The organism is Pseudomonas sp. DSV-1, from assembly GCF_035830915.1.
GTDB lineage: Bacteria > Pseudomonadota > Gammaproteobacteria > Pseudomonadales > Pseudomonadaceae > Aquipseudomonas.
In genome coordinates, this window is the sequence record NZ_JAYMYG010000001.1 from 1,688,619 (window position 1) to 1,714,496 (window position 25,878).

Here is a 25,878-nt window from a genome sequence, read left to right on the forward strand (position 1 = left end):
GGGAAATACGTCGTCGCGATCAAGTCCACTGCCATAGCGGTGGCGGCGGGCTTGATCGCGAAGAGGTTACTTCTTGTTGTGGTCTTCAGCGCCTTGCAGCGGCTCGTCGCCCAGCAGCAGGTCCTTGTCGTGGCCGACAAGTTCTTCTTCAAACAGGCGCCACGTATGGCCGTCTTCAACGCCCATCAACTCGACGAAGCGGCGACCTTCGATCTTGTCATCCAGTTGGCCGATGTAGCGCCCTGGCTCCGAAGCGCTCTGGCTCAGGCTGATTTTGCGGTCTTTTTCGGGCTGGGTCGGGGAGATCAGGTTCAGTTCCAGAACCTGGGGCTTGCTGTTGCCTTCCAGCAGCACCACCACTTCGCCGGTCATCTCGTCCAGACGCAGCCTGGCTTTGAGTTGCAGGGTCTGGCCCAGCAATTCACGGTCAAGGGAGCGGTTGATGCCTTTGCCGGCCTCGTAGTAATTGTCGTTAACCAGGTGGTCCGGGTTGTTCACGGCAATGGTGACCATCGACAGGGTCAGGGTCACCGAACAGGCGAGGATGGCAATGATGATCCAGGGCCAAATATGCTTGTACCAGGGGCTGGAGGCTTTTGCTGCGGGCATGTCGAATTCTCTTATCTGATTTGTGGGCCGATGAATCGGCTCTTGGCTTTAACGTTGATGTCGTTGTTGTCGGCATCCTTGAGGATGAAGAACACCTCGTTGGTACTGGATGGCAGCTTCTCGGGGGCAATCGACAGCTCGACCGGCAGGCTGACGATATCGCCGGCCGCGACCTTGATTTCGCGTTTGCCTTGCAGCTTGAGGTCGGGCAGGCCGGTGGCGTCCAGCACGTAGGTATGGTCTTGCTGATCCTTGTTCATGATCTTGAGGCTGTAGACGTTTTCGATGCGGCCTTCAGCGTTTTCGCGGTAGAGCACGCGGTCTTTGCTGACGTCGAAACCGACCAGTGTGCGGGTAAAGAAGGCGGCTGCCAGCAACCCCATCATGGTCAGCAATACCAGGGCGTAACCAATCAGACGCGGGCGCAGTTTCTGGGTTTTCTGGCCTGAAAGGTTGTGTTCGGTGGTGTAGCTGATCAGGCCGCGGGGGTAGTTCATTTTGTCCATGATGCTGTCGCAGGCGTCGATACACGCGGCGCAGCCGATGCACTCGATCTGCAGGCCGTCCCGTATATCAATCCCGGTGGGGCATACCTGCACGCACATGGTGCAGTCAATGCAATCGCCCAGGCCTTGAGCCTTGTAGTCCGCATCTTTTTTGCGTGGCCCGCGGAGTTCGCCGCGACGGGGGTCGTATGAAACGATCAGGGTGTCTTTATCAAACATCACGCTCTGGAAGCGAGCGTACGGGCACATGTAAATGCACACCTGCTCACGCAACCAGCCCGCGTTTCCGTAGGTCGCGAGGGTGAAGAAGCCGACCCAGAAGTACGCCCAGCCATCGGCCTGGCCGGTAAAGAAGTCGATGACCAATTCACGAATCGGCGAGAAGTAACCGACAAAGGTCATGCCGGTGACAAAGCCGATCAACAGCCACAGGCTGTGCTTGCTCAGCTTGCGCAGGAACTTGTTGGCGCTCATCGGCGCCTTGTCGAGCTTGATGCGTTGGTTGCGGTCGCCTTCGGTGACCTTTTCGCACCACATGAATACCCAGGTCCAGACGCTTTGCGGGCAGGTGTAGCCGCACCACACACGCCCGGCGTAAACGGTAATAAAAAACAGGCCAAAGGCGGCGACGATCAGCAGTCCGGACAGGAGGATGAAATCCTGTGGCCAGAAAGTGGCACCAAAAATAAAGAATTTACGCTCGGGAAGGTTCCACCAGACAGCCTGGTGGCCGCCCCAGTTGAGCCACACAGTGCCGAAATACAGCAGAAACAGGAGGGCGCCGCCACCAATGCGCAGGTTGCGGAAAAGGCCGGTGAAGGCACGGGTGTAGATTTTTTCCCGGGCTGCGTACAGATCGGTGCTTTCAGTGGTTTTTTTGCCAGGCGGAGTGACGTCGTGTACAGGAATCTGATTGCTCATTAGTGCGTCCCACGGCAGTGGAAAATGCCTCGGTCAGTACATGCCGACCGCGGTCAGAAGGTGTTGCAGTAACGTAATGATACGCCTGTGACTCTAGCTCAAGGGTGCGACCTTTGGTCGCGTTCCGGAAAAGAAGAAGTTGGTATAGGAGTTGTAACAAGTCATGACATGGATCAATTGACTTAATGCAGCGGGTGAGTTGCGCGCAGCCTTGAATCAGGGTTCCCAAGGGTTGAGCAGGGAGGCACCGCTGAAAGCGAAATCCTTCGTGTTGCGGGTGACGACGGTCATGTCGTGAACCAATGCCGTGGCAGCGATCAGGGCATCACTCTCATTGCTGCGGTCAGGGACGTGGAGGCGGGCGCATCGTCGGGCAACGCTGCCATCCACTGACAGAACGCGTCCGGCAAAGGCAGGGATGACATGGTTGTCCAGCCAGTTGCGCAACGGTACGGCTTGCGCAGGGTCGCGCCGCTCCAGGCGCAGGATGCCGGTTTCGATTTCAAGCAGGCTAATCGCCGAGATGTACAGCCTGTAGGCCGGGACAGTGCTGGCCCAGGCCACCACGGCGGGATTGGCCTGGGGTTTGCGCAGTTCAGAGATGACGTTGGTATCGAGCAGGAACATTAGAAGTCCACTGGGCGCGGCGTGATGATTGCGCGTTCGGGTTCGAATTCAACCGCTGGCTCCGGCATGACGAGCAGGTCGACAATGCTGGCGTTCAGTCCGGTCAGTCGTTGGTACTCTTCCATGCATAGCAGTACATGGGCGGGACGACCACGATCGGTGATGTAAACCGGCCCATTCTGGGCTGCTTTTTTGGCACCACTTGTGTCCTGGTTGAAATCGCGGCTTGAAATGGTCGTGACGGACATGGGCTGTTCCTCCCTTGAAAATACAATGTAGAAACGTTACTACCTTTTGGGCGGGGGCTGCAACAGCTTGCCGGATCCTGAAACAAAATGGCCCCGCCAACTCTCGTTGGCGGGGCCATTTTTTGCTGCATTCAGACGTCTGCGTTATTCGTCTGTCTTGGCTTCATCGCCATGGGACAGGCTGTAAACGTAGGCGGCCAGCAAGTGAACCTTGTCGTTCCCTTGCAGATCAGCCTGTGCAGGCATCTGGCCCTGACGGCCGTAACGGATGGTCTGCTGCAGTTGAGCGAAGCTCGAACCGTAGATGAACGCCCCGGGGTGAGTCAGGTTCGGTGCACCCATCAGCGGGTTACCTTTACCTTCCGGACCGTGGCACACCGCACAGTTGGTAGCGAAAAGCTCCTTGCCCTTGGCAGGGTCGGCTTTCGCACCTTCCGGCAATTTACGGCCATCCAGACTGGTCAGTACGTAGGCAGCTACGTCGCTGACGCCTTGCTCGCCAATCACTTCGGACCATCCCGGCATGACGGCGTGACGGCCGGCCATGATGGTGGTCTTGATGTCGGCAGGCGTACCGCCCCAGCGCCAGTCGGCGTCGGTCAGGTTCGGGAAGCCGTAGGCGCCCTTGGCGTCGGAGCCGTGGCACACCGAGCAGTTGGACGCGAACAGACGGCCGCCCATTTTCAGTGCTTGCGGATCCTTGGCGACTTCTTCAATGGGCATGGCAGCGAACTTGGCGAAGATCGGGCCAAACTTGGCGTCCGATTTGGCCATTTCCTTTTCCCACTCGTGAACGCCGGTCCAGCCGGTCTGACCATTGGCAAACTGGGTTTGCTCTTTGGTGTCCAGGTACTGGTAGCCCGGCAGCAGGCCTTTCCAGTTACCCAGGCCCGGGTACAGAACGAGGTATCCGAGGGCGAAAATGACGGTGCCGACAAACAGCATGAACCACCATTTAGGCATTGGGTTGTCGTACTCTTCGATCCCGTCGTAAGCGTGCCCGACTTTCTCGTCGGTCTGCTCGCTGCGCTGGCCCTTGCGGGTGGCCAGCAACAGCCAGGTCAAGGCGAAGATGGTACCCAGAGTGAGGACTGTAACGTACAGACTCCAGAACGTAGTCATTCTTTGTTACTCCTAGAAGCTTGCTCTTGCTCGACGTGCTTGATGGCTTCGGGATCATCCTTGAACGGCAGCAAGGTAGCGTCGTCAAATTCTGACTTGCGTCGCGGGCTGAATACCCACAAGGCCAAACCGATAAAAGCCACCATCACAACGACAGTGCCCAGGCCACGAATCATCCCGATATCCATTCAGATCACCGTTTGCTTTTGATGATGGTGCCCAAGCCCTGGAGGTAAGCCACCAGTGCGTCCATTTCAGTTTTGCCCTTCACAGCATCCTTGGCACCGGCGATGTCTTCGTCGGTGTAAGGAACGCCGAGCTCGCGCAAGACTTCCATTTTTTTCGCGGTGTCCTTGCCGTCCAGCTTGCGCTCTACGAGGAACGGGTACGCCGGCATGATCGACTCGGGCACAACGTTGCGCGGGTTGTACAAATGCGCACGCTGCCAGTCATCGGAGTAGCGGCCGCCAACGCGGGCCAGGTCCGGACCGGTACGCTTGGAGCCCCACAGGAACGGGTGGTCCCAGACGCTTTCACCGGCAACCGAGTAGTGACCGTAACGTTCGGTTTCGGCACGGAACGGACGGATCATCTGCGAGTGGCAGCCGACACAGCCGTTGGCGATATAGATATCACGGCCTTCCAGTTCCAGCGCGGTGCGTGGCTTCATGCCCTCGACCGGAGTGTTGGTCACGTCCTGGAAGAACAGCGGAACGATTTGGGTCAGGCCGCCAATGCTCACGGCGATGACCATGAAGAAAGCCATCAGGCCAATATTCTTCTCGATTGTATCGTGCTTGATCATCAGTGAGCTCCAACTACAGCAATCTTGCTCGCCGCTTCAGCTTCTGCCGGGTTCGAGGCACGCACGGTGCGGAACACGTTGTAGGCCATGAACAGCATGCCGCTGGCGAAAATGGCACCGCCCAGGGCGCGAACGATAAAGCCGGGGTGACTGGCTTGCAGTGCTTCCACGAACGAGTAGGTCAGCGTCCCGTCGTCGTTGATTGCACGCCACATCAGGCCCTGTGTGATGCCGTTGACCCACATCGAAGCGATGTAAAGCACGGTACCGATTGTTGCCAGCCAGAAGTGCACGTTGATCAGGCCGGTGCTGTACATCTGCTTTTGGCCATAGACTTTCGGGATCATGTGGTACATGGCGCCGATCGAAATCATCGCAACCCAGCCCAGTGCACCGGCATGTACGTGGCCGATGGTCCAGTCGGTGTAGTGCGACAGCGCGTTGACGGTCTTGATTGCCATCATCGGGCCTTCGAAGGTCGACATGCCGTAGAAGGCCAGGGACACAACGAGGAAGCGCAGGATCGGGTCCGTGCGCAACTTATGCCATGCGCCAGAGAGGGTCATCATGCCGTTGATCATGCCGCCCCAGCTTGGAGCCAGCAGGATGATCGACATTGCCATGCCCAGCGACTGGGCCCAGTCCGGCAGAGCGGTGTAGTGCAAGTGGTGCGGACCTGCCCAGATATAGAGGGTGATCAGCGCCCAGAAGTGCACGATGGACAGGCGATACGAGTAGATCGGGCGCTCGGCCTGTTTCGGCACGAAGTAGTACATCATGCCCAGGAAGCCAGTCGTCAGGAAGAAACCTACCGCGTTGTGGCCATACCACCACTGGATCATGGCGTCTGTCGCACCGGCGTATGCCGAGTAAGACTTGAAGAAGCTCACTGGCAGGGAGGCGTGGTTGACGATGTGCAGCATTGCCGTCACGAGAATGAAGGCGCCGTAGAACCAGTTGCCGACATAGATATGCTTGGTTTTACGCTTGGTAATGGTTCCGAAGAACACAATGGCGTAGACCACCCAGACGATCGCCAGCAGGACTGCCAAAGGCAATTCCAGCTCTGCGTATTCTTTGCTCGTGGTGTAACCCATCGGCAACGTGATGATCGCGCCGATGATCACTGCCTGCCAACCCCAGAAGGTAAACGAGGCGAGCGTGTCGGAGATCAGTCGCGTTTGGCAGGTGCGCTGCACGACGTAGTAAGAGGTGCCAAACAATGCACAGCCACCAAAGGCAAAGATCACAAGGTTGGTATGCAGGGGGCGAAGACGGCCGAAGGTCGTCCATTCAAGGCCAAGGTTCAATTCAGGCCACACAAGCTGTGACGCGATGAAAACCCCGAGCCCCATGCCAAGGATCCCCCAGACCACCGTCATGATGGCGAACTGGCGGACTACCTTATAGTTATAAGCAGTCGGACTGATTGCTGTGCTCATTCTAAGGTTCCACGGTTTAGGTGTTTTATTAGGATAAAAATCGGTCGCAAGTATGTATAAAGCGTAGGGGTATTGCAACGAAGCATGACCCCGGTCAATGCTTTCCAAGGCTTATTCTGCGGCCTTTCCATGCGGGGAGTAAGGTCAAACGGACCTCTCTAAAATGCCGCGCGGAGGGCAAAACCGAAGGGGGAGAAGCGGGCAGGTTCAAGTGGGGGTAAGGCATGGCGAGAGCATGGCGAACTTCGCAATGGACGACAGCCGTTGTAAACCCACTAGTGTGGCCCGTAACAGTGCCCTTCAACTTACCGATTAATTTCACTTGACGTAGAGCCGGGAAAATCCCGATCACGCAAGACAAGAGCTTAGTCCTGAATGGCGGGAGAGCAATAACGGACTAGAAAGAGGTGCGACACTTGGTCGCGCTTTGAGGCGGGAACTGCCGCACCAAAATGATGCGGCAGGAAATGTCTGGTAATTATTCGGCTGTTTTTTCCTCTTGATTACCATGTGACAAGCTGAACACGTATGCCGCCAGTAACTGCACCTTGTCGTTGCCCAGCAACTCGTTTTGCGCAGGCATGTGACCCTGGCGACCGTGGCGAATGGTTTGCTGCAATTGCGCCAGGCTGGTGCCGTAGATAAAGCCCGCAGGTTGGGTCAGGTCCGGCGCCCCCATCAGCTGCATGCCCTTGCCGTTTGCCCCGTGGCAAGCCACGCAAGTGGTGTCATAGGCTTGCTTGCCCGCCGCCAGATCCACCGAAGTGTCTTGCGGCAAAGGCAGGCCCGCCAGGTCGTGACGCACGTAGGCGGCAACGTTCTTGACCCCGGCTTCGCCCAATACTTCACCCCAGGCCGGCATCGCGGCAATACGTCCGCCCATGATGGTGGCCTTGATGGTGTCGGCATCGCCGCCCCAGCGCCAGGTGTTGTCGGCCAGATTCGGGAAGCCGAAAGCGCCTTTGGCGTCCGAGCCGTGACACACCGAGCAGTTGGAGGCAAACAGGCGTCCCCCCATTTTCAGTGCGGCCGGATCCTGCGCGACTTGCTCCACCGGCATGGCAGCGTATTTGGCGAAGATCGGGCCGAACCTGGCATCCGCCTTGTCCATTTCCTTTTGCCATTCATTGGCGCCGGTCCAGCCATTTTCATAACCGGGCAGCAGGCCTTTCCAGTTGCCCAGGCCCGGGTAAAGGATCAAGTACCCCACCGCAAACACCAGCGTGCCGACGAACAACATGAACCACCATTGCGGCAGCGGGTTGTCATACTCCTCGATGCCGTCGAAGCTGTGGCCCATGGTCTCGACGGTATCGCTCTTGGTTTCACCCTTGCGCGTACTGACCAGCAGCCAGGTCAGGCCGATCAACGTGCCAATGGTCAGCACGCATATATAAAGACTCCAGAAGGTGGTCATGCTTTGTTACTCCTAGACGCTTGTTCTTGCTCGACGTGTTGAATCGCCTCTGGATCGTCCTTGAATGGCAGTAAGGTCGCGTCTTCAAACTCCGATTTGCGTCGCGGGCTGAACACCCACAACGCCAGACCGATAAACGCCACGGCCACCACCACGGTGCCCAAGCCGCGAATCATTCCACTACTCATCTCGAAGACCATGACTTACCTCTTGCTCTTGATGGCAGTGCCGAGCACTTGCAGATAGGCCACCAACGCGTCCATTTCGGTTTTGCCTTGCACCGACTGCTTGGCGTTGGCGATGTCTTCGTCGGTGTACGGCACGCCCAGGGTGCGCATCACTTCAAGTTTCTTTTCTGTGTGGCTGCTGTCTACCGGGGCCTCCACCAGCCACGGGTACGCTGGCATCTTCGACTCGGGCACTACGTTGCGCGGGTTGTACAAATGCGCGCGGTGCCAGTCATCGGAGTAACGGCCGCCGACACGGGCCAGGTCCGGCCCGGTGCGCTTGGAGCCCCACAGGAACGGGTGATCCCACACGCTTTCACCGGCGACCGAGTAGTGACCGTAACGCTCGGTCTCGGCGCGGAACGGGCGGATCATCTGCGAGTGACACTGCACGCAGCCTTCGCGGATATAAATGTCGCGACCTTCCAGTTGCAGCGCGGTGTAAGGCTTCATGCCCTCCACCGGGGTGTTGGTCACGTCCTCAAAGAACAAAGGGACGATTTGCGTCAGGCCACCCACGCTCACGCACAGGATCATCAGCAACAGCATCAGGCCGATATTTTTTTCAATGACTTCGTGTTTCATTGCCAACTCCTCAGGCCATCTGCGCGGCGGCTACGACTTCAGCGGGCTCGGCGTTACGCACGGTGCGCCAAGTGTTGTAAGCCATCAGCAACATGCCGCTGAAGAAGATCGCACCACCGACCAGTCGTACGACATAGCCCGGATGGCTGGCCACCAGGGTTTCGACGAAGGAGTAGGTCAGCGTTCCGTCTTCGTTGACTGCGCGCCACATCAGGCCTTGAGCAATGCCGTTGACCCACATCGAAGCGATGTAGAGCACGGTGCCGATAGTGGCCAGCCAGAAGTGCGCGTTGATCAGGCCCATGCTGTACATCTGCGGGCGACCGAAGATTTTCGGGATCATGTGATACAGCGCGCCGATCGAGATCATCGCTACCCAGCCCAACGCACCGGCGTGTACGTGGCCGATGGTCCAGTCGGTGTAGTGGGAGAGGGCGTTGACGGTCTTGATCGCCATCATCGGGCCTTCAAAGGTCGACATGCCGTAGAACGCCAGTGACACAACGAGGAAGCGCAGGATCGGGTCGCTGCGCAACTTATGCCAGGCGCCCGAGAGGGTCATCATGCCGTTGATCATGCCGCCCCAGCTCGGTGCCAGCAGAATCAGCGACATCACCATGCCCAGCGACTGGGCCCAGTCCGGCAGCGCGGTGTAGTGCAAGTGGTGAGGGCCGGCCCAGATGTACAGGGTGATCAGCGCCCAGAAGTGCACGATGGACAGGCGATAGGAGTAGATCGGACGTTCGGCCTGTTTAGGCACGAAGTAGTACATCATCCCCAAAAAGCCCGCGGTCAGGAAAAAGCCCACAGCGTTATGCCCGTACCACCACTGCACCATGGCGTCAGTGGCGCCACCGTAGAGCGAGTAGGACTTGGTGAAGCTGACCGGGATTTCCAGGTTATTGACGATGTGCAAAATGGCCACGGTCACGATGAAGGCGCCGAAGAACCAGTTGCCCACGTAAATGTGCTTGGTCTTGCGCTTCATGATCGTGCCGAAGAACACGATGGCGTATGCGACCCAGACGATGGTGATCAAAATGTCGATCGGCCATTCCAGCTCGGCGTATTCCTTGGAACTGGTGTAGCCCAGCGGCAGGCTGATGGCCGCGAGCACAATCACCAGTTGCCAGCCCCAGAAGGTAAACGCCGCAATCTTGGGCGAGAACAGCGTGGCCTGGCAGGTGCGTTGCACCGAGTAGAACGAGGCGGCGAACAAGGCGCAGCCGCCGAAGGCAAAAATGACGGCGTTCGTGTGCAAAGGGCGCAGACGTCCGAAACTGGTCCAAGGCAAATTGAAGTTGAGTTCTGGCCAGACCAACTGCGCGGCGAGAAAAACGCCGAGCCCCATACCGACGATGCCCCAAACCACCGTCATAATGGCAAATTGGCGGACCACCTTGTAGTTGTAGGCGGTACTTGTAGAAGTGTTCATGGTTCCCCATCCACGGTTCAGGCGAATACAAAGGCACGCCTGGAGTTATAGGCAGACTAAAAGCGAGGCAAGCATGGGTGTAGCAGGCAAGGTCGGTATTGACGGGGATCAATGGCTGCAGTGCGTGGAACAGCGGGGCTGGTTGTGGAATGGCGCCTGTGGAGCCTCATCCGCAACACTGATCCTGGCTCACGGTGCGGGTGCGCCGATGGACAGCATCTGGATGGACGGAATGGCTGAACGCCTTGCTGCACGCGGGGTGAGCGTGTTGCGCTTCGAGTTCCCATACATGGCACAACGGCGTCTCGATGGTGGCAAAAGGCCTCCAAATCAGCAGGCCAAATTGCTCGAATGCTGGCGTGAAGTGTTTAGTGAGGTGCGACGGCATGTCGCTGGGCCATTGGTCATTGGCGGCAAGTCAATGGGCGGGCGTATGGCCAGTATGCTGGCGGATGAATTGCAAGCGGATGGGCTGGTGTGCCTGGGTTATCCGTTCTACGCGAGCGGCAAACCGGAAAAACCCCGTGTGGCACACCTGGCTGAGCTCAAGACGCCCGCCTTGATCGTGCAAGGTGAGCGTGATGCCTTGGGCAATCGAGAGGCGGTGGAGGCCTACACGCTGGCGCCTGGCATTGAAGTGCTGTGGCTGGTGTCGGGAGATCACGACCTCAAGCCGTTAAAGGCCTCGGGGTTTACCCATGAGCAGCATCTGGATGGGGCGGCAGACAAGATTGCGCATTGGTTGAGTGCCCATTGACGCCAATGCCTTGCAGGCGCTCGGACTGTAAGGTGTCAACGGTGGTTAAAAACATGGCGTTAATTCCTACAGGCTTTAAAGATAAGACTTATATGTCGGATTGCTGATTATTTTCATGCTGTGGAGCCATTGCGTAAGGTGGCTCGGCATTGTTGTTGGGCTGCGTACAAGGCTCAACAACAAGAGAATTCAATCAGATGCCTCAGTTTCCTCTAACCCGTCAATCCCTTCTTATGCTGGCTGTCAGTCAGCCACTGTTGTTCTCAAGTGTGCAGCTACAGGCAGCCGATGATGATCGTGTCGTTGCTCAGAATGGCACCCACGTCAGTGTCAGTGATATGGACATTGAAACGACAGGCGATGCCGTGTATGGCCTTGTGGCCGAGAGCGGCGCAACAGTTAACGCGCACAACATGAGTCTAGGGACCTCCGGGGGGTTCTCGTTCGGTGCCTTTATTAACGGTTACGACAGCAAACTCAACGCCACGGGTGATCTGGCAATTACCACGTCGGGTGAAAACTCTGCCGGACTGTTGGTCGGTAATTACGCCAAGGCTGATGTAGAAAAAATCGATGTGGTAACTGTCGGCGAAAGTGCCTTTGGGCTCTTTGTCGCCAGTAACGCCCAACTCAACCTTGGCTCGGGCTCCATTACGACCAGGGGGGATGACAGTATCGGGATCAGGGGCTGGCAGAGAGGCGAGTTCAAGGGTGCCAACCTGGTCATTAACACAGAGGGTAATCGTGCTTTTGGGGTCAGGGCACTGACCGAAGCCTCTGTAAACTTGCGCGGTAGTTCAATCAGCACTTTCGGGGACCAATCCGCTGGGGTTTTCGCGGGCGGTGGCTCCTCGATTGATCTAAACACAGGCTCTTCGATCACCACGTATGGAGCCGAGTCCCATGGTGCGTTCGCCAGCGGTGCCAATAGTCTGGTGAAGCTGAGCGACAGTCATGTCGAAACCTTTGGTGAAGGTTCGGCGGGTATCCAGGTTGAAGACGGCGGCCGGGTCGAACTCAATAATGCTCATGTCAAGGCCAATGGCGCCGGGGCTGTCGGGGCGCAACTCAGTGGCGGTAGCCTGGCAGTCAATGGCGGTTCAATCCAGTCGCAAAATGGGGCGGTGATTAACATCAGAGGCCAAGGCATTACGGTCGATGTTGCAGGTGCGTACCTGAGCAGCACCGATGGCCTTGTGATACAGGTTGAAGGGGCATCAGAGGCCCTGGTGACGGTGAGGAATGGCTCCACCTTGTCGGCCAACAATGGCACGGGTGAGTTGCTCGGCGTGAAGCTTGGCAGTGTGCTGGATCTCGTAGTGGATGGCAGTTTTTTACACGGCAACATGACCATTCCTGAAGGCTCTCTGGTCAATGTCCGCTTGCAGAACGGGACGCGCTTAACCGGTCAAATGGCCGATGTCCGGAGCCTGCAACTTGATGCGGGCGTCAGCTGGAACATTACGGGTGACAGCAACGTCGAGTCGCTGGTGCTTGGCGGCGGGGCGGTTAATTTCGCAGGGTTCGAAGGCTTTCACCAGTTAACCGTCGGCGAGTTGTCGGGCAATGGTGACTTTGGGCTGAAGCTGGATATAAACAACCGCCGAGCTGACTTTCTTGCGGTGGACGGTCAAGCCAGCGGCCGCCATCGGTTGAATATTCATAACAGCGGCATCGAGCCACCCGCCGGCTTTGATCCTGTGCAAGTCGTCCACACCGAAGGCGGTGACGCCGTGTTCAATGTGGTCGGCGAGCGTGTTGACCTTGGTGCTTACTCCTACGGTATAGAGCGCCTGGGCGACGACTGGTTTCTGGTCAGCGGCGGTCGTGAGGTGAGCCCTGCAACCCGAAGCGTCCAGGCATTGTTCAATAGTGCCCCAACTGTCTGGTATGGCGAGATGAGCGCCTTGCGCAGTCGTATGAATGAGGTGCGAAGCAGTGGGCAGGGGGGTGGCTGGATGCTCGGCTACGGCAACAAGCATCAGGTCGCTGGCAGCGATGGGCTGAGATACAAGCAAAACCAGGCCGGGTTTTCCCTGGGTGCTGACACTCCGCTGGACAGTAGCGACGGGGTACTGATGGTCGGCCTGCTGGCGGGGCACAGCAAGTCCGGCCTGTCGCAGGCTCGCGGTTCTGCGGGTACTGTCCAGAGCTTCTATGTGGGTGGATACGGCACCTGGATGGGCAGTGATGGTTACTACGTCGACGGATTGCTCAAGCTCAATCAGTTTCAGAACCGCGCTGACGTCGTGATGAGTAACTCAACCAAAGCCAAAGGAACGTATCGCAATTATGGTGTCGGGGCTTCGCTGGAGGCCGGTCGCGAGGTTCAACTGACAGAGCGCCTGTTCGTCGAGCCCTTTGTTCAGGTTTCAGCGGTCGCCGTGCAGGGCAAGTCTCTCAACCTGGATAGCGGATTGCAGGCGCGCAGTGCCACGACCCGTTCACTGCTCGGTAAAGTGGGGGCTACGGTCGAGCATCGTAATCAATGGGTGAGCCCTTACGTCAAGGTGGCACTGGCTCACGAGTTTGCCCGTGACAATGAAGTCAAGGTCAATGGCAACAGCTTCAGGAATGACCTGCAGGGCACTCGGGCTGAGTTGGGTGCAGGCTTGTCTCTGTCAGTGGCCAAGGATCTGCAATTGCATGCGGATTTCGAATACATGAACGGTACGAAAATCAAGCAGCCCTGGGGTGGGAGCGTCGGTCTTCGATACGCGTTTTGATGCAGGGTGAAAGGAAAAGCCAGCGAGTGATTCGCTGGCTTTTTTGTGTCAGCGGTTAAACCGTTCCACCAGCGAGTACTGGCTGTTTACGGTCTGGCTCAGTTCTTCGCTCAACAGCGCTGAATGCTGCGCCTGTTCAGAGGTCTGGTCTGCCAGGTCGGCAATGGTGCTGATGTTACGGCTGACTTCTTCAGCTACCGCACTTTGCTCCTCGGTAGCCGCTGCGATCTGGGCAGTCATGTCGGTGATATTGGCCACCGCTTCGCTGATGCCCACCAGCGCCTTGTCGGCTTCCAGCACCCGAGCCACGCCTTCTTCAGCCTGACGGTGACCGGCGTCCATGGTTTGGACGGCAGTGGCTGCGGTCTGTTGCAGCTTTGCAATCAGGCTGTGAATTTGCCCGGTGGAAGCGCTGGTGCGTTGCGCCAGTTGGCGCACTTCGTCCGCCACCACGGCAAAGCCACGGCCCATTTCACCGGCTCGCGCCGCTTCGATGGCTGCGTTCAGGGCCAGCAGGTTGGTCTGGTCGGCAATGCCTTTGATCACGTCAACCACGCCGCCGATTTCGTCACTGTCCTTGGCCAGTTGCGTGACGGTGGCACCGGTTTCGCCTACCACCACTGACAGGCGCTGAATGGCTTCGCGGGTTTCACCGGCAATATCGCGGCCGCGACTGGTCAGGCGGTTGGCTTCTTGCGTGGCGTCAGCCGTGCGTTGTACGTGGCTGGCCACTTCTTGTGTGGTCGCGGCCATCTGATTGACCGCCGTTGCCACTTGTTCAGTCTCGACCCGCTGGCGCTCCAGCCCGACAGAGCTCTTGTGGGCCAGAATGTCGGATTGACGGGCTTGCCCGCTCAGATGCTCGGCGGTGTCCTGCAGGCGTGTCAGGCAGGTTTTCAGGCGTGCTTCCTGGCTCAGGATGGACATCTCCAGGCGTGCTTGCGGGCCGCGGCTGTCGGTGTACATCTGTGCAATCAGCGGGTCAGACGTGGTTTGTTCTGCCAGGCGTAGCAGTCGCTTGATCCCGCGCTGTTGCCAGGTCAGGCCCAGCAGTCCCAGCGGAATCGACAGCAGGGCTGCCAGGGCAAAACCCCAGCTGGAGTTGAGCAGGGCACCAATCGTGAAGCTCAATTGACTGACCAGAATAAAGGGCAGCCAGTCCTGCAGCACCGGTAGCCACTTGTCACGCTGCGGCACTGCCGATTTGCCCCGGTTGAGGCGAGAGTACAGGCCTTCGGCACGGCGGATCTGTTCGGCGGTCGGTTTGATCCGTACCGACTCGTAACCCACCACGCGTTCGTTCTCGAAGATCGGGGTGACATACGCATTGACCCAGTAATGGTCGCCATTTTTGCAGCGGTTCTTGACGATACCCATCCACGGCGCACCCTTTTTCAGGGTGCTCCACATATGCTCGAACACGGCAGGCGGCACGTCGGGATGGCGCACAAGATTGTGCGGTGCGCGTATCAGCTCCTCACGCGAAAACCCGCTGATTTCCATAAAGTCATCGTTGCAATAGGAAATCACGCCTTTGGCATCGGTCGTGGAGATCAAGCGTTGTTGCGCGGGGAATGTGCGTTCGCGTTGAGTGATGGGCTGGTTGTTACGCATGTCGTTTCAATCCGCAAGACTTTGACAGGCTGTCGGCATGAGTAAGAAATTGTTTAATTTATATTTCAGGCGCCGGCGCGTCAGGGGGTCAGCATCGGGTAGGTGAAAAACACGAAATGCAGCACGTTGAGCCCAAAGTGGGTGGCAATTGCTGCGCCCAACCCGCCAAAGCGGTAAGCCAGGCCATAGCCGACCCCGGCCAGCCCCGCCAGCAACATCCATTGCCAGCCAGCGGCGGCATGCGCCAGGCCAAACAGCGTCGAGGCCGCGATCAGCGCTAAAGTCTGGCCATAAGGCAGCATTTTGAGTTTTCGGCTCAGCCCGCCCTGGATGTAGCCGCGAAACAGCGCCTCCTCCACCAGTGTTACCAGCAGCAGGTTGTTCAGCAGCCAGAGAGTGCCCTGGGGCGGCCATTTCGGTGCCCATGCAATCATGCCCAGCAGCATCGCACCGCCCAGCGCCATGCTCGCCGCCAGCGCCAGGCCCATTAAAGTGGCGCCCAAAGACACGCGCCAGGCAAAGCGTGGCGCGATCCACGGGCACACCAACAGCAGCCAGAAACCAATCAGTGGTTTGTCCAGATTGAAGTACATCGAAAACGGCACTGCATCAGGCGTCAGTCGCATGGGGCCGATGGCTTTTCCGTTGTGGAAACCGGGTAGCCAGTGCAGGGCCAGCGCGACAGCCAGCAGAACAAACAGTGCGTGCCCGGCATAGCGCAGGTAATGATTTTTGGTTTGTAGAACGGCGAGCCCGCTGAGGGTCAGCAGGCCAAGTGCGATAAGGGTTTGAACACCCAATTGCCCAAAGCTCAGGGCAAGGCCGTAGCCGAGGGTCAGAAGTGCCAGATAAGGCCATGGCAGAACAATCATGAAAATCCTTGGAATCGTTAAAAAAGCACCCCGGATCCAGTCCGGGGCGCGCCAGTATAACGACTCAAAAGGCTGAGCATGCGGGCAAGCCCGCTCCCACAGTGTTCAGGTGTGGCTAAGAGGCAATCAGCTGACGCAACACATAGTGCAAAATCCCTCCCGCTTTGAAGTATTCCACCTCGTTGAGCGTATCGATCCTGCACAGCACCTCGACTTTATCCTGGCTGCCATCCTCGCGGGTGATCACCAGCGTCAAGTTCATCCGTGGTTGTAGTTGCGCGCCGGTAAGCCCCAGGATATCCAGCGTCTCCTTGCCTGTGAGGTTCAGGCTCTTGCGGTTCTGGTCGAGCTTGAACTGCAATGGCAGAACGCCCATGCCCACCAGGTTCGAGCGGTGGATACGCTCAAAGCTCTCGGCAATGACCGCTTTGACCCCCAGCAGGTTAGTGCCTTTGGCTGCCCAGTCACGGCTTGAGCCGGTGCCGTATTCCTGACCGGCAATCACCACCAGCGGTGTACCGGATGCCTGATAGGCCATGGCTGCATCGTAGATCGGCAGTTTCTCGCCGGTGGGAATGTAGATCGTATTGCCGCCTTCTTCGCCCCCGAGCATTTCGTTGCGAATGCGGATATTGGCAAAGGTGCCGCGCATCATGACTTCGTGGTTGCCGCGTCGTGAGCCATAGGAGTTGAAATCCCGTGGCTCGACGCCTTTCTCACGCAGATAGCGTCCGGCGGGGCTGTCCGCCTTGATGTTGCCCGCGGGGGAGATGTGGTCGGTGGTGACCGAATCGCCCAGCAGTGCCAGGATATTCGCCGCCTTGACGTCAGCAATCACCGGCAACGGCCCGCTGATGTTGTCGAAAAACGGCGGGTGCTGGATGTAGGTCGAATCGGCCTGCCAGACATAAGTCGCGGCTTGGGGGACTTCAATGGCCTGCCACTGGGCATCACCGGCAAACACTTCGGCGTATTCCTTGTGGAACATACCGGTGGTGACCTGGGCCACGGCGTCGGCGATCTCTTTCTGGCTGGGCCAGATATCACGCAGGTACACCGGTTGGCCGTCTTTGCCGGTGCCCAGCGGGTCACGGCTGATATCAATCCGCACGGTGCCCGCCAAGGCATAGGCCACCACCAGCGGCGGTGAGGCCAGCCAGTTGGTTTTCACCAGCGGGTGGACGCGCCCTTCAAAGTTGCGGTTGCCCGACAGTACCGAGGCCACGGTCAGATCGGATTGGGTAATTGCCTTTTCAATCGGCTCAGGCAATGGCCCGGAGTTGCCGATGCAGGTCGTGCAGCCGTAGCCCACCAGGGCGAAACCCAGTTGGTCGAGGTAGTGGGTCAGGCCGGCGGCCTTGTAGTAATCGGTCACGACCTTGGAGCCTGGTGCCAGGGACGTCTTGACCCAGGGCTGGCTCTTCAGGCCTTTTTCGACGGCTTTCCTGGCCACCAGCCCGGCAGCCATCATCACACTCGGGTTCGAAGTGTTGGTGCATGAGGTGATGGCTGCAATCACCACGGCGCCGTTTTTCAGGCGATAGGTATGGCCATCAACGCTGTAATCCGCCTCGCCGATCAAGTCAGCATTGCCCACGGCCACACCGCCGCCGCCTTCGCTTTCCAGACGGCCTACTTCTTTAGGGGTGGGTTTGAATTGCAGGCTGAGAAACTCATCGAAGGCCTGGCCGACATCGGGCAGCGACACCCGGTCTTGCGGGCGTTTTGGCCCGGCCAGACTGGCTTCGACGGTGCCCATGTCCAGTGCCAGGGTTTCCGTGAAAACCGGTTCCTGGCCCGCTATCCGCCACAAACCCTGGGCCTTGCAATAAGCCTCGACCAGTTTGACGGTGGCGGCAGGGCGTCCGGACAAACGCAAGTAGTCCAGAGTGATTTCATCCACCGGGAAAAAGCCGCAGGTTGCGCCATATTCCGGGGCCATGTTGGCAATGGTGGCACGGTCGGCCAGAGGCAGATCGGCAAGGCCATCGCCATAAAATTCGACGAACTTGCCGACAACGCCCTTGCTGCGCAGCATTTGCGTAACTGTCAGCACCAGATCCGTCGCGGTGATGCCTTCTTTGAGTTTGCCGCTGAGCTTGAACCCCACCACTTCCGGGATCAGCATCGACACGGGCTGGCCGAGCATGGCGGCTTCGGCTTCGATCCCGCCCACACCCCAGCCCAGTACGCCGAGGCCATTGATCATGGTTGTGTGGGAATCGGTACCCACCAGCGTATCCGGGAAGGCATACGTGCGACCGTCTTCGTCTTTGGTCCAGACCGTACGACCCAGATACTCCAGGTTGACCTGATGGCAAATTCCGGTGCCGGGCGGGACAACGCTGAAGTTATCGAAGGCATTCTGCCCCCAGCGCAAAAACGCATACCGTTCGCCGTTGCGTTCCATCTCGATGTCGACGTTTTGCTCAAAGGCGCTGGCGCTGGCGAACCGGTCAACCATCACCGAGTGGTCGATCACCAGGTCAACGGGAGACAGCGGGTTGATTCGCTGCGGATCGCCACCCGCCTTGGCCATTGCGGCGCGCATGGCGGCCAGATCGACCACTGCCGGTACGCCGGTAAAGTCTTGCATCAGCACACGGGCAGGGCGGTACTGGATTTCCCGGTCGCTGCGCCGCTCCTTGAGCCAGGCAGCCAGCGCCTTGAGGTCAGGCGCGGTAACGGTTTTGCCGTCCTCCCAGCGCAGCAGGTTTTCCAGCAACACCTTGAGCGACATGGGCAGCCTGTTCAGGTCGCCCAGTGATCGGGCGGCGAGTTCAAGGCTGAAGTAGTGATAAGTCTTATCGTCGACTTTTAGTGTGGCTAGGGTGTTCAGGCTATCGAGGGAGGACATGAAATGACTCCTTTAGACGGATCACGTGGCACAAACAGAGCTTCTAACCTAGCTCTGATTCCGGGCTCTGGCTAATAACTGGACTGTCTATGGGGGTTCAAGGTTCCGAACTCGGCTATCATGCCGACCTTTTCGTGACAGTCCTTGCGCCAAATCAAGGATGCGCAGCTGGCCAATTCCTGCCAGCTGCCCAGGAGTAATTCAATGAACACCGTTTTTATGCACTGCCGGCCCGGGTTTGAAGGCGAAGTCTGCTCGGAAATCGCCGAACACGCCGCCCGCCTCAATGTGTCTGGCTATGCCAAGGCCAAGCCGAGCACTGCCTGCGCCGAATTTGTGTGTACCGAAGAAGGCGGCGCTGAACGCCTGATGAAAGGTCTGCGTTTTGCCGAGCTGATTTTCCCGCGGCAATGGGCCCGTGGCGGCTTTGTCGATCTCCCGGAAACCGACCGGATCAGCGTTATTCTTGAGCACATGGCGGACTTTCCGGTGTGCGGCAGCCTGTGGCTGGAAATAGTCGACACCAATGACGGTAAAGAGCTGTCCAACTTCTGCAAAAAGTTTGACGCCCATCTGCGCAAGGCGTTGATCAAGGCCGGCAAACTGGTTGAAGACGATGCCCACAAGCCGCGTCTGCTGCTGACCTTTAAAAGCGGGCGCGAAGTGTTTCTCGGGTTGGCCGAAGCCGATAACTCAGCCATGTGGCCCATGGGCATTCCGCGTCTCAAGTTCCCCCGTGAAGCGCCGAGCCGCTCAACACTCAAGCTGGAAGAGGCCTGGCATCACTTTATCCCTCGTGATCAATGGGATGAGCGCTTGCACAGTGACATGACCGGTGTGGACCTCGGCGCGGCGCCAGGTGGCTGGACCTGGCAGTTGGTCAATCGCGGCATGATCGTGACCGCCATCGACAACGGGCCGATGGCTGAAAGCCTGATGGACACCGGCCTGGTCCAGCACTTGATGGCCGATGGCTTTACCTTCAAGCCCAAGCAACCGGTGGACTGGATGGTCTGTGACATCGTTGAGAAGCCGGCGCGCAATGCCGCGATGCTTGAAGAGTGGATCGGCGAAGGTCATTGCCGTGAAGCGGTGGTCAACCTGAAACTGCCGATGAAGCAGCGTTATGCCGAAGTGCGCCGCTTGCTGGACCGTATTGCAGATGGCTTCAAGGCGCGGGGTATTCAGGTCGAAATCGGCTGCAAGCAGCTGTATCACGACCGTGAAGAAGTGACCTGTCATTTGCGTCGACTGGACGTTAAAAAACCTAAATCACGCTGATTCGGGAGTAACTGATGAGTTTTACTGACCTGCCGGTTGACGGCACCCTGGACGCCACCGGCCTTAACTGCCCTGAGCCGGTGATGATGCTGCACCAACACATTCGCGACCTGGCGCCGGGTGGCTTGTTGAAAGTCATTGCCACCGATCCCTCGACCCGGCGCGACATTCCCAAGTTCTGCGTGTTTCTTGACCATGAACTGGTGGGGCAACAGGAAGAGGCGGGCAAGTACCTGTACTGGATCCGCAAGAAGCAGGATTGAGCTGGATCCGTAGTCGCTGCCGAAGGCTGCGAAGGGTTGCGGAGCAACCCGTTATATTGAAGGCCCCGCAGTCCTTCCCGCAGCCTTCGGCAGCGACCACGTGTTATGCGGCGCGGCGAATGTGTTTCTTCGCACTGCGCGCCAGCCGCACGCCGAGCATCAGCGCGGCGCAGGTCAGGCCGACGATCAAACCTTGCCATAGCCCGCTCGGGCCATTGGCCTCGCCAAACCAGTCGGTCAGCCCCAGCGCGTAGCCCACCGGCAAACCAATGCCCCAATACGCGAACAGCGTCAGAACCATCGTCACCCGCGTGTCTTGATAGCCCCGCAGGGCACCGGCTGCGGTGACCTGGATCACGTCCGAAAACTGATACAGCGCAGCAAACATCAGCAGCATGGTTGCCACCTCGATCACCAGCGGGTCGGCGGTGTAGACGGTCGCAATCTGCTCACGCAGCAGGAGGATCAGGCTGGCGGAAATCGCCGCCCATACCAGCGCTGTGCCCATGCCCACGCCAGCGACAAATCGCGCTTCGCGAGGCTGTTGACGGCCCAGGGCCTGGCCAACACGCACGGTGATGGCCATGCCCAGCGAATACGGAATCATGAATACCAGCGAACTGAAGTTGAGGGCGATCTGATGGCCCGCCACCACGGTTGCACCGAGGCTGCCGATCAGCAGCGCAATCACCGCAAAAATGCTCGACTCGGCAAATACCGCGATACCAATTGGCAGGCCCACGCTGAGCAAGCGCTTGAGGATCGCCCACTGTGGCCATTCAAAATGGCTGTACACCTTGCTCGACTGGTAGACAACCCCTCGCCAGGTGCAGACCACCATGCCGATGGCCATGAACCACATCACAATGGCCGTGGCCCAACCACAGCCCACACCGCCCATGGCGGGGACGCCAAAATGGCCATAAATAAAGATGTAGTTGATCGGGATATTGAGTGCCAGGGCACTCAGCCCCAACACCATGCTTGGTCGGGTTTTGCCCAGGCCATCGCTGAAATTGCGTAATACGCAATACAGCCCGACTGCGGGCATGCCACTGGCGATCCCGTACAAATAACCCATGCTCGGCTCGATCAAGTCAGGGTCGACCTTCATTCCATGCAGCAGGGGTTCGGCACCGATCAGAATGAGGGCCGCACACAGGCCGGTAATCAGTGCCAGCCACAGCGCCTGGCGCACGATCGGGCCGATGTCGCTGTGGGCATCCGCGCCAAAACGTTGAGCCACTTTGGGTGTGGTGGCTAACAAAATGCCCGACATCAGCAAAAACACCGGGACCCAGATGGAGTTGCCCAGCGCCACGGCCGCCAGATCCCGCGGGCCGACGCGCCCGGCCATCACCGCATCGACAAACCCCATTGCGGTGGTGGCGATTTGCGAAATGATGATCGGAAACGCCAGTGCCAGGAGTGCGCGCACTTCTGTACGAACCCGGGCCGGGCGGCTGACAGCGGTAGAAGGGGGAGTATGAGTGACAGAGTTCACAAGCGTGCATCCACAGTGTTTAACGCGCAAAGCTGGCGATTGTACCCTTGACCAAATGGTCAGAAAACATTGAGTTGTAGGAGCTTTGTAAGCGTGACTGTGAGTACCTTCCACACCCGGCTGGCCCATTCATCGCAACAACGCCTACACTGCCACTCCGCGAAAGGAGCCTGCCATGTTGATTGTTGCTGACGAAAATATTCCGCTGATCGAAGAATTTTTTGCTGACTTCGGTGAAATACGCCGTTTTCCGGGGCGCCAGATCAGCCGTGCCGACGTGCATGACGCCGATATCCTGCTGGTGCGCTCCGTGACGAAAGTCGACCGCGACCTGCTCGAAGGCAGCGCGGTGCGGTTTGTCGGAACATGCACCATCGGCACCGATCACCTGGCCCTCGACTACTTTCAGCAAGCCGGAATTCAGTGGTCCAGCGCCCCCGGTTGCAATGCCCGGGGCGTGGTCGACTACGTGCTCGGCAGTTTGTTGACCCTGGCCGAGATCGAAGGTGTCGATCTGACGCAACGCACCTATGGCGTGATTGGCGCCGGTGAAGTGGGCGGGCGTCTGGTCAATGTGCTGCGTGCCCTGGGCCTCAACGTGCTGGTGTGTGATCCGGTGCGACAGGCAGTCGAGGGTGGCGATTACGTCAGCCTCGAACACATCATTGAGCATTGCGATGTGCTCAGCCTGCACACTCCGCTGGATAAAACGGGCGACTACCCGACCTGGCACTTGCTCGACCAGCAGCGTCTGGAGCAACTGAAGCCGGGCACCTGGTTGATCAACGCCAGCCGGGGCCCGGTGATTGATAATGCCGCATTGCGCACAGTGCTCACCCGGCGCGAAGACCTCCAGGCGGTACTGGATGTGTGGGAGGACGAGCCGCAAGTTGACGTCGAACTGGCTGACTTGTGCGTACTGGCGACCCCGCACATCGCCGGTCACAGCCTGGATGGCAAGCAGCGGGGCACCGCACAGATTTATCAGGCGTTGTGCGATTTCCTGGGCCATACCCCGCAGGTAAAACTTGCCGATCTGTTGCCTGCCCCTTGGCTGGCGAAGGTCGAGCTGAGTGCCAACACCGATCCTGGCTGGGCAATGGCCATGATCTGTCGCGGCGTGTACGACCCGCGCCGTGACGATGCGGATTTTCGCCGTAGCCTGATCGGCAGTGTCCAGGAGCAGAAGCTGGCGTTTGATGCTTTGCGCAAGCACTACCCGATTCGCCGCGAGATCGAAGGTTTGCCCGTACATATCGAGGGCGAATCAGTCGCCTTGACCCAACTGGTCAAAGCGTTGGGTGCGGTGCCGGTCTAAAAGTCCAGGGCACAAAAAAACCGGCCCTACGCAGTAGGGCCGGTCAGTGTCGCGAATGCAGTTTGATCATGAACAAGGTCTTGCAGGCAAGGATCAGTCCTTGCGAGACGGCTTGACCAGGCGTTGCTCCAGTTCGTGGCAAGCGTCCTGGATCATGGCTTCAGTGATCAGGATCTCCTGTCCATTCTCGTCGATAAACGCGCACCCCAGGGATTGCTGTGGTTGGGTGCGAATCACCGGTACGGCTTGAGCGTTCTGTTGCAAATCCATGGCCTGTCTCCTCATCAGGGTGTAGCGCTACTGTAGATCCGATTAATGACCAAGCGGTTACAAACTTGGCCACCAGCCCAGTCCAACAGAAATATCCTGAAACTTCCAGCCCGACTTTAGAACATTACTGCCTAGGGGTTGTTGTTGCGGGTCATAATCAAAGCAAGTGAGAAAGGTTTACCAGCGTAAGCCGAACTTCGTTGTAGGCTGTGTAAGGCTTTTTACGCTGATCCTCATTCTGGATACCCTCCCATGCTTTCGTCCCGTCATCGTCGTGCCATCCGCCTGGCCACCCATTTCATTGCGCCCTATCGTTGGCAGGCAGGTGGCGCACTGTTGGCCCTGATTGTGACAGCGGGTATTACCTTGTCGATGGGGCAGGGCATTCGCTTGCTGGTGGACAAGGGTTTTATGACCCAGTCCCCGCACCTGCTTAACCAGTCCATCGGTTTTTTTCTGATGCTGGTGCTGGGATTGTCCGTGGGCACCTTTGTGCGTTTTTATCTGGTGTCGTGGATCGGTGAGCGGGTGGTCGCGGACATTCGGCGCCAGGTGTTCAATCACCTGATCGATTTGCACCCGGGGTTCTACGAGAACAATCGCAGTTCGGAAATCCAGTCACGACTGACCACCGACACCACCTTGTTGCAATCAGTGATCGGTTCTTCGCTGTCCCTGTTCTTGCGCAACAGCCTCATGGTGATCGGCGGCGTGGTGCTGTTGTTTGTCACCAACCCCAAGCTCACCAGTATCGTGGTGGTCGCCTTGCCACTGGTGCTGGTGCCCATTCTGTTTTTTGGTCGCCGGGTGCGCAGCCTGTCGCGCCAGAGTCAGGACCGGATTGCCGATGTCGGCAGCTATGTCGCCGAGGCCCTGGGCCAGATCAAGACGGTCCAGGCCTATAACCATCAACAGCAAGACCAGCAGCGCTTCGCCAGCACCGTTGAGCATGCGTTTGCCACCGCACGCAAACGTATCCTGCAACGGGCATGGCTGATCACGTTGGTGATTTTGCTGGTATTGGGCGCCGTCGGGGTGATGCTGTGGGTCGGTGGCATGGACGTGATCGCGGGGCGCATCACCGGTGGCGAGCTGGCAGCCTTTGTGTTCTACAGCCTGGTGGTGGGCAGCGCGTTTGGCACCCTGAGTGAAGTCATTGGCGAACTGCAACAGGCGGCGGGTGCGGCCGAGCGAATTGCCGAGCTGCTGCAGGCAAAAAGCCTGATCTTGCCACCGAGCACGGACCTGCGCGTTTTACCCGAGCGGGTGGACGGTAATCTGCAACTCGAAAACCTGCGGTTTTCCTACCCGTCACGGCCTGAAAGCTACGCGATTGACGGGCTAAGCCTGTCGGTCAACGCGGGGGAAACCCTGGCGTTGGTGGGGCCTTCGGGGGCAGGCAAGTCCACGTTGTTTGACCTGCTGCTGCGCTTTTACGATCCCCAGCAGGGCCAGATCCTGCTTGAGGGGCAGCCGATCACCCAACTTGACCCGCAAGACCTGCGCCGTTGCTTTGCCCTGGTGTCGCAAACCCCGGCACTGTTTTTCGGCACCATTGAAGACAACATCCGCTACGGCAATGCGGGTGCCAGCGATGGGCAAGTTGAAGCCGCCGCACGGATTGCCCATGCCCATGACTTCATCCTGCAAATGCCCGAGGGCTACAAAACCCACTTGGGCGACGGCGGTCTGGGGTTGTCCGGCGGTCAGCGCCAGCGTCTGGCTATCGCCCGGGCGCTGCTGGTGGATGCCCCGATCCTGTTGCTGGACGAAGCCACCAGTGCCCTGGATGCCCAGAGCGAACACTTGATCCAGCAGGCACTGCCCAGCCTGATGCAAGGCCGCACGACGCTGGTGATTGCTCACCGCCTGGCCACAGTGCAGAACGCCGACCGCATTGCGGTCATGGATCAGGGCAAGCTGGTTGCCATCGGCACCCACGCACAGTTGATCGCCAGCAACCCGCTGTATGCGCGGTTGGCGGCGTTGCAGTTCAACGTAGGGGTGTAGCGGTGGGAGCGGGCTTGCTCGCGATGGCATCAACGCGATTCAACGGACAGACCGGGTCGTCTGTATCGCGAGCAAGCCCGCTCCCACATGGCAGCATCAAGACAGTTGCTGCCAGAGGGGGATTTAGCGGTACTCACACAGGTAAGCGGTGTCCACTGCAACCTTGAGCTGGAACTTGCTGTTGGCCGGCACGTTGAACTGGCTGCCGCTCTTGAAGGTTTCATACTCGCTGCTGCCCGGCAGCTTGACGCTCAGTTCACCCGAAACCACGTGCATGATTTCACGCTCGGCCGTGCCGAACTCGTATTCGCCCGCAGCCATGACGCCAATGGTGGCCTTGCCTTCGGTTTGTGCGAAGGCAATCGACTTGACGGTGCCGTCGAAGTATTCGTTGACTTTAAACATGGCGATTCCTCGGAATGGGCTAAAAAAGGCTGGCCAGTATGCAGAAGCCGTTTTATC

General features: G+C 58.5%; 24 protein-coding genes. 6 read left to right on the plus strand and 18 right to left on the minus strand.

All coding sequences use genetic code 11. The features are described from left to right. Positions 1-66: 66 nt before the first annotated feature. The 12 genes from VSQ83_RS07975 to ccoN (VSQ83_RS08030) all read right to left on the minus strand — a co-directional run bounded on the left by VSQ83_RS07975 (position 67) and on the right by ccoN (VSQ83_RS08030) (position 9,944). Positions 67-609 (minus strand): FixH family protein, encoded by a 543-nt coding sequence (locus VSQ83_RS07975; RefSeq protein WP_326425952.1) that lies wholly within the window; start codon positions 607-609, stop codon positions 67-69. 11 nt (positions 610-620) lie between these two features. Then, positions 621-2,036: a cytochrome c oxidase accessory protein CcoG gene (gene ccoG / locus VSQ83_RS07980; protein WP_133077155.1), complete on the minus strand. Its 1,416-nt coding sequence runs from the start codon at positions 2,034-2,036 to the stop codon at positions 621-623. A gap of 216 nt (positions 2,037-2,252) precedes the next feature. Continuing rightward, positions 2,253-2,663: a type II toxin-antitoxin system VapC family toxin gene (locus tag VSQ83_RS07985; RefSeq protein ID WP_133077156.1), complete on the minus strand. Its 411-nt coding sequence runs from the start codon at positions 2,661-2,663 to the stop codon at positions 2,253-2,255. Continuing rightward, positions 2,663-2,911 (minus strand): type II toxin-antitoxin system Phd/YefM family antitoxin, encoded by a 249-nt coding sequence (locus tag VSQ83_RS07990; protein WP_133077157.1) that lies wholly within the window; start codon positions 2,909-2,911, stop codon positions 2,663-2,665. Before VSQ83_RS07990 ends, VSQ83_RS07985 begins: the two co-directional genes overlap by 1 nt. Before the next feature lie 144 nt (positions 2,912-3,055). Next, positions 3,056-4,033 (minus strand): cytochrome-c oxidase, cbb3-type subunit III, encoded by a 978-nt coding sequence (ccoP, locus tag VSQ83_RS07995; RefSeq protein ID WP_133077158.1) that lies wholly within the window; start codon positions 4,031-4,033, stop codon positions 3,056-3,058. Beyond that, a complete protein-coding gene (locus VSQ83_RS08000; RefSeq protein WP_003447209.1) occupies positions 4,030-4,221 on the minus strand; it encodes a CcoQ/FixQ family Cbb3-type cytochrome c oxidase assembly chaperone in 192 nt (63 codons plus the stop codon). The genes ccoP (VSQ83_RS07995) and VSQ83_RS08000 overlap by 4 nt, the downstream gene beginning before the upstream one ends. Positions 4,222-4,226: 5 nt before the next feature. Beyond that, complete coding sequence (ccoO, locus tag VSQ83_RS08005) at positions 4,227-4,835, minus strand: cytochrome-c oxidase, cbb3-type subunit II (RefSeq protein ID WP_374105696.1); 609 nt, start codon at positions 4,833-4,835, stop codon at positions 4,227-4,229. Between the two features lie 2 nt (positions 4,836-4,837). Further along, the gene (gene ccoN, locus VSQ83_RS08010) at positions 4,838-6,280 is read right to left on the minus strand and encodes a cytochrome-c oxidase, cbb3-type subunit I (protein WP_133077160.1); all 1,443 of its coding nucleotides are present in this window, start codon (positions 6,278-6,280) and stop codon (positions 4,838-4,840) included. A gap of 478 nt (positions 6,281-6,758) precedes the next feature. After that, positions 6,759-7,697 (minus strand): cytochrome-c oxidase, cbb3-type subunit III, encoded by a 939-nt coding sequence (gene ccoP, locus VSQ83_RS08015; RefSeq protein WP_219261518.1) that lies wholly within the window; start codon positions 7,695-7,697, stop codon positions 6,759-6,761. After that, on the minus strand, positions 7,694-7,885 hold the full coding sequence (locus VSQ83_RS08020) for a cbb3-type cytochrome oxidase subunit 3 (RefSeq protein ID WP_019826673.1): 192 nt from the start codon (positions 7,883-7,885) through the stop codon (positions 7,694-7,696). The genes ccoP (VSQ83_RS08015) and VSQ83_RS08020 overlap by 4 nt, the downstream gene beginning before the upstream one ends. A gap of 15 nt (positions 7,886-7,900) precedes the next feature. After that, positions 7,901-8,509, minus strand: coding sequence for a cytochrome-c oxidase, cbb3-type subunit II (ccoO, locus tag VSQ83_RS08025; RefSeq protein ID WP_133077162.1), 609 nt, complete (start codon positions 8,507-8,509; stop codon positions 7,901-7,903). 10 nt (positions 8,510-8,519) lie between these two features. Beyond that, complete coding sequence (gene ccoN / locus VSQ83_RS08030) at positions 8,520-9,944, minus strand: cytochrome-c oxidase, cbb3-type subunit I (RefSeq protein ID WP_133077163.1); 1,425 nt, start codon at positions 9,942-9,944, stop codon at positions 8,520-8,522. Positions 9,945-10,017: 73 nt separating this feature from the next. On the opposite strand from ccoN (VSQ83_RS08030), the gene VSQ83_RS08035 reads away from it, so the two are divergent. Then, positions 10,018-10,701 (plus strand): alpha/beta fold hydrolase, encoded by a 684-nt coding sequence (locus tag VSQ83_RS08035; protein ID WP_326425955.1) that lies wholly within the window; start codon positions 10,018-10,020, stop codon positions 10,699-10,701. 197 nt (positions 10,702-10,898) lie between these two features. Beyond that, positions 10,899-13,427 (plus strand): autotransporter outer membrane beta-barrel domain-containing protein, encoded by a 2,529-nt coding sequence (locus tag VSQ83_RS08040; RefSeq protein ID WP_326425957.1) that lies wholly within the window; start codon positions 10,899-10,901, stop codon positions 13,425-13,427. Positions 13,428-13,475: 48 nt separating this feature from the next. On the opposite strand, the gene VSQ83_RS08045 is transcribed toward VSQ83_RS08040, so the two are convergent. The 3 genes from VSQ83_RS08045 to acnA all read right to left on the minus strand — a co-directional run bounded on the left by VSQ83_RS08045 (position 13,476) and on the right by acnA (position 18,770). Then, entirely contained in the window at positions 13,476-15,041 is a 1,566-nt protein-coding gene (locus VSQ83_RS08045) for a methyl-accepting chemotaxis protein (protein WP_133077166.1), read from the minus strand. Between the two features lie 80 nt (positions 15,042-15,121). Continuing rightward, the gene (locus tag VSQ83_RS08050) at positions 15,122-15,913 is read right to left on the minus strand and encodes a CPBP family intramembrane glutamic endopeptidase (RefSeq protein WP_219261515.1); all 792 of its coding nucleotides are present in this window, start codon (positions 15,911-15,913) and stop codon (positions 15,122-15,124) included. Positions 15,914-16,028: 115 nt separating this feature from the next. Beyond that, on the minus strand, positions 16,029-18,770 hold the full coding sequence (gene acnA, locus VSQ83_RS08055; protein WP_219261514.1) for an aconitate hydratase AcnA: 2,742 nt from the start codon (positions 18,768-18,770) through the stop codon (positions 16,029-16,031). Between the two features lie 204 nt (positions 18,771-18,974). On the opposite strand from acnA, the gene rlmM reads away from it, so the two are divergent. Together rlmM and tusA are read left to right on the plus strand one after the other, a co-directional pair. Continuing rightward, positions 18,975-20,051: a 23S rRNA (cytidine(2498)-2'-O)-methyltransferase RlmM gene (gene rlmM, locus VSQ83_RS08060; RefSeq protein WP_133077169.1), complete on the plus strand. Its 1,077-nt coding sequence runs from the start codon at positions 18,975-18,977 to the stop codon at positions 20,049-20,051. A gap of 14 nt (positions 20,052-20,065) precedes the next feature. Then, complete coding sequence (tusA, locus tag VSQ83_RS08065; RefSeq protein ID WP_019826659.1) at positions 20,066-20,314, plus strand: sulfurtransferase TusA; 249 nt, start codon at positions 20,066-20,068, stop codon at positions 20,312-20,314. Positions 20,315-20,417: 103 nt separating this feature from the next. Here the strand turns inward: tusA and VSQ83_RS08070 are convergent, their stop codons facing one another. Beyond that, positions 20,418-21,818, minus strand: coding sequence for an MATE family efflux transporter (locus tag VSQ83_RS08070; RefSeq protein WP_326425960.1), 1,401 nt, complete (start codon positions 21,816-21,818; stop codon positions 20,418-20,420). 175 nt (positions 21,819-21,993) lie between these two features. On the opposite strand from VSQ83_RS08070, the gene pdxB reads away from it, so the two are divergent. Next, a complete protein-coding gene (gene pdxB / locus VSQ83_RS08075; RefSeq protein ID WP_219261513.1) occupies positions 21,994-23,136 on the plus strand; it encodes a 4-phosphoerythronate dehydrogenase PdxB in 1,143 nt (380 codons plus the stop codon). Positions 23,137-23,229: 93 nt separating this feature from the next. On the opposite strand, the gene VSQ83_RS08080 is transcribed toward pdxB, so the two are convergent. Continuing rightward, complete coding sequence (locus tag VSQ83_RS08080; RefSeq protein WP_219261512.1) at positions 23,230-23,406, minus strand: PA1571 family protein; 177 nt, start codon at positions 23,404-23,406, stop codon at positions 23,230-23,232. A gap of 252 nt (positions 23,407-23,658) precedes the next feature. Between VSQ83_RS08080 and VSQ83_RS08085 the strand changes: the two genes are divergently transcribed. Continuing rightward, the gene (locus tag VSQ83_RS08085; protein WP_133077172.1) at positions 23,659-25,416 is read left to right on the plus strand and encodes an ABC transporter transmembrane domain-containing protein; all 1,758 of its coding nucleotides are present in this window, start codon (positions 23,659-23,661) and stop codon (positions 25,414-25,416) included. A gap of 123 nt (positions 25,417-25,539) precedes the next feature. On the opposite strand, the gene ppnP is transcribed toward VSQ83_RS08085, so the two are convergent. Next, positions 25,540-25,821, minus strand: a complete 282-nt coding sequence (gene ppnP / locus VSQ83_RS08090; RefSeq protein ID WP_133077173.1) for a pyrimidine/purine nucleoside phosphorylase — start codon at positions 25,819-25,821, stop codon at positions 25,540-25,542. Positions 25,822-25,878 lie beyond the last annotated feature (57 nt).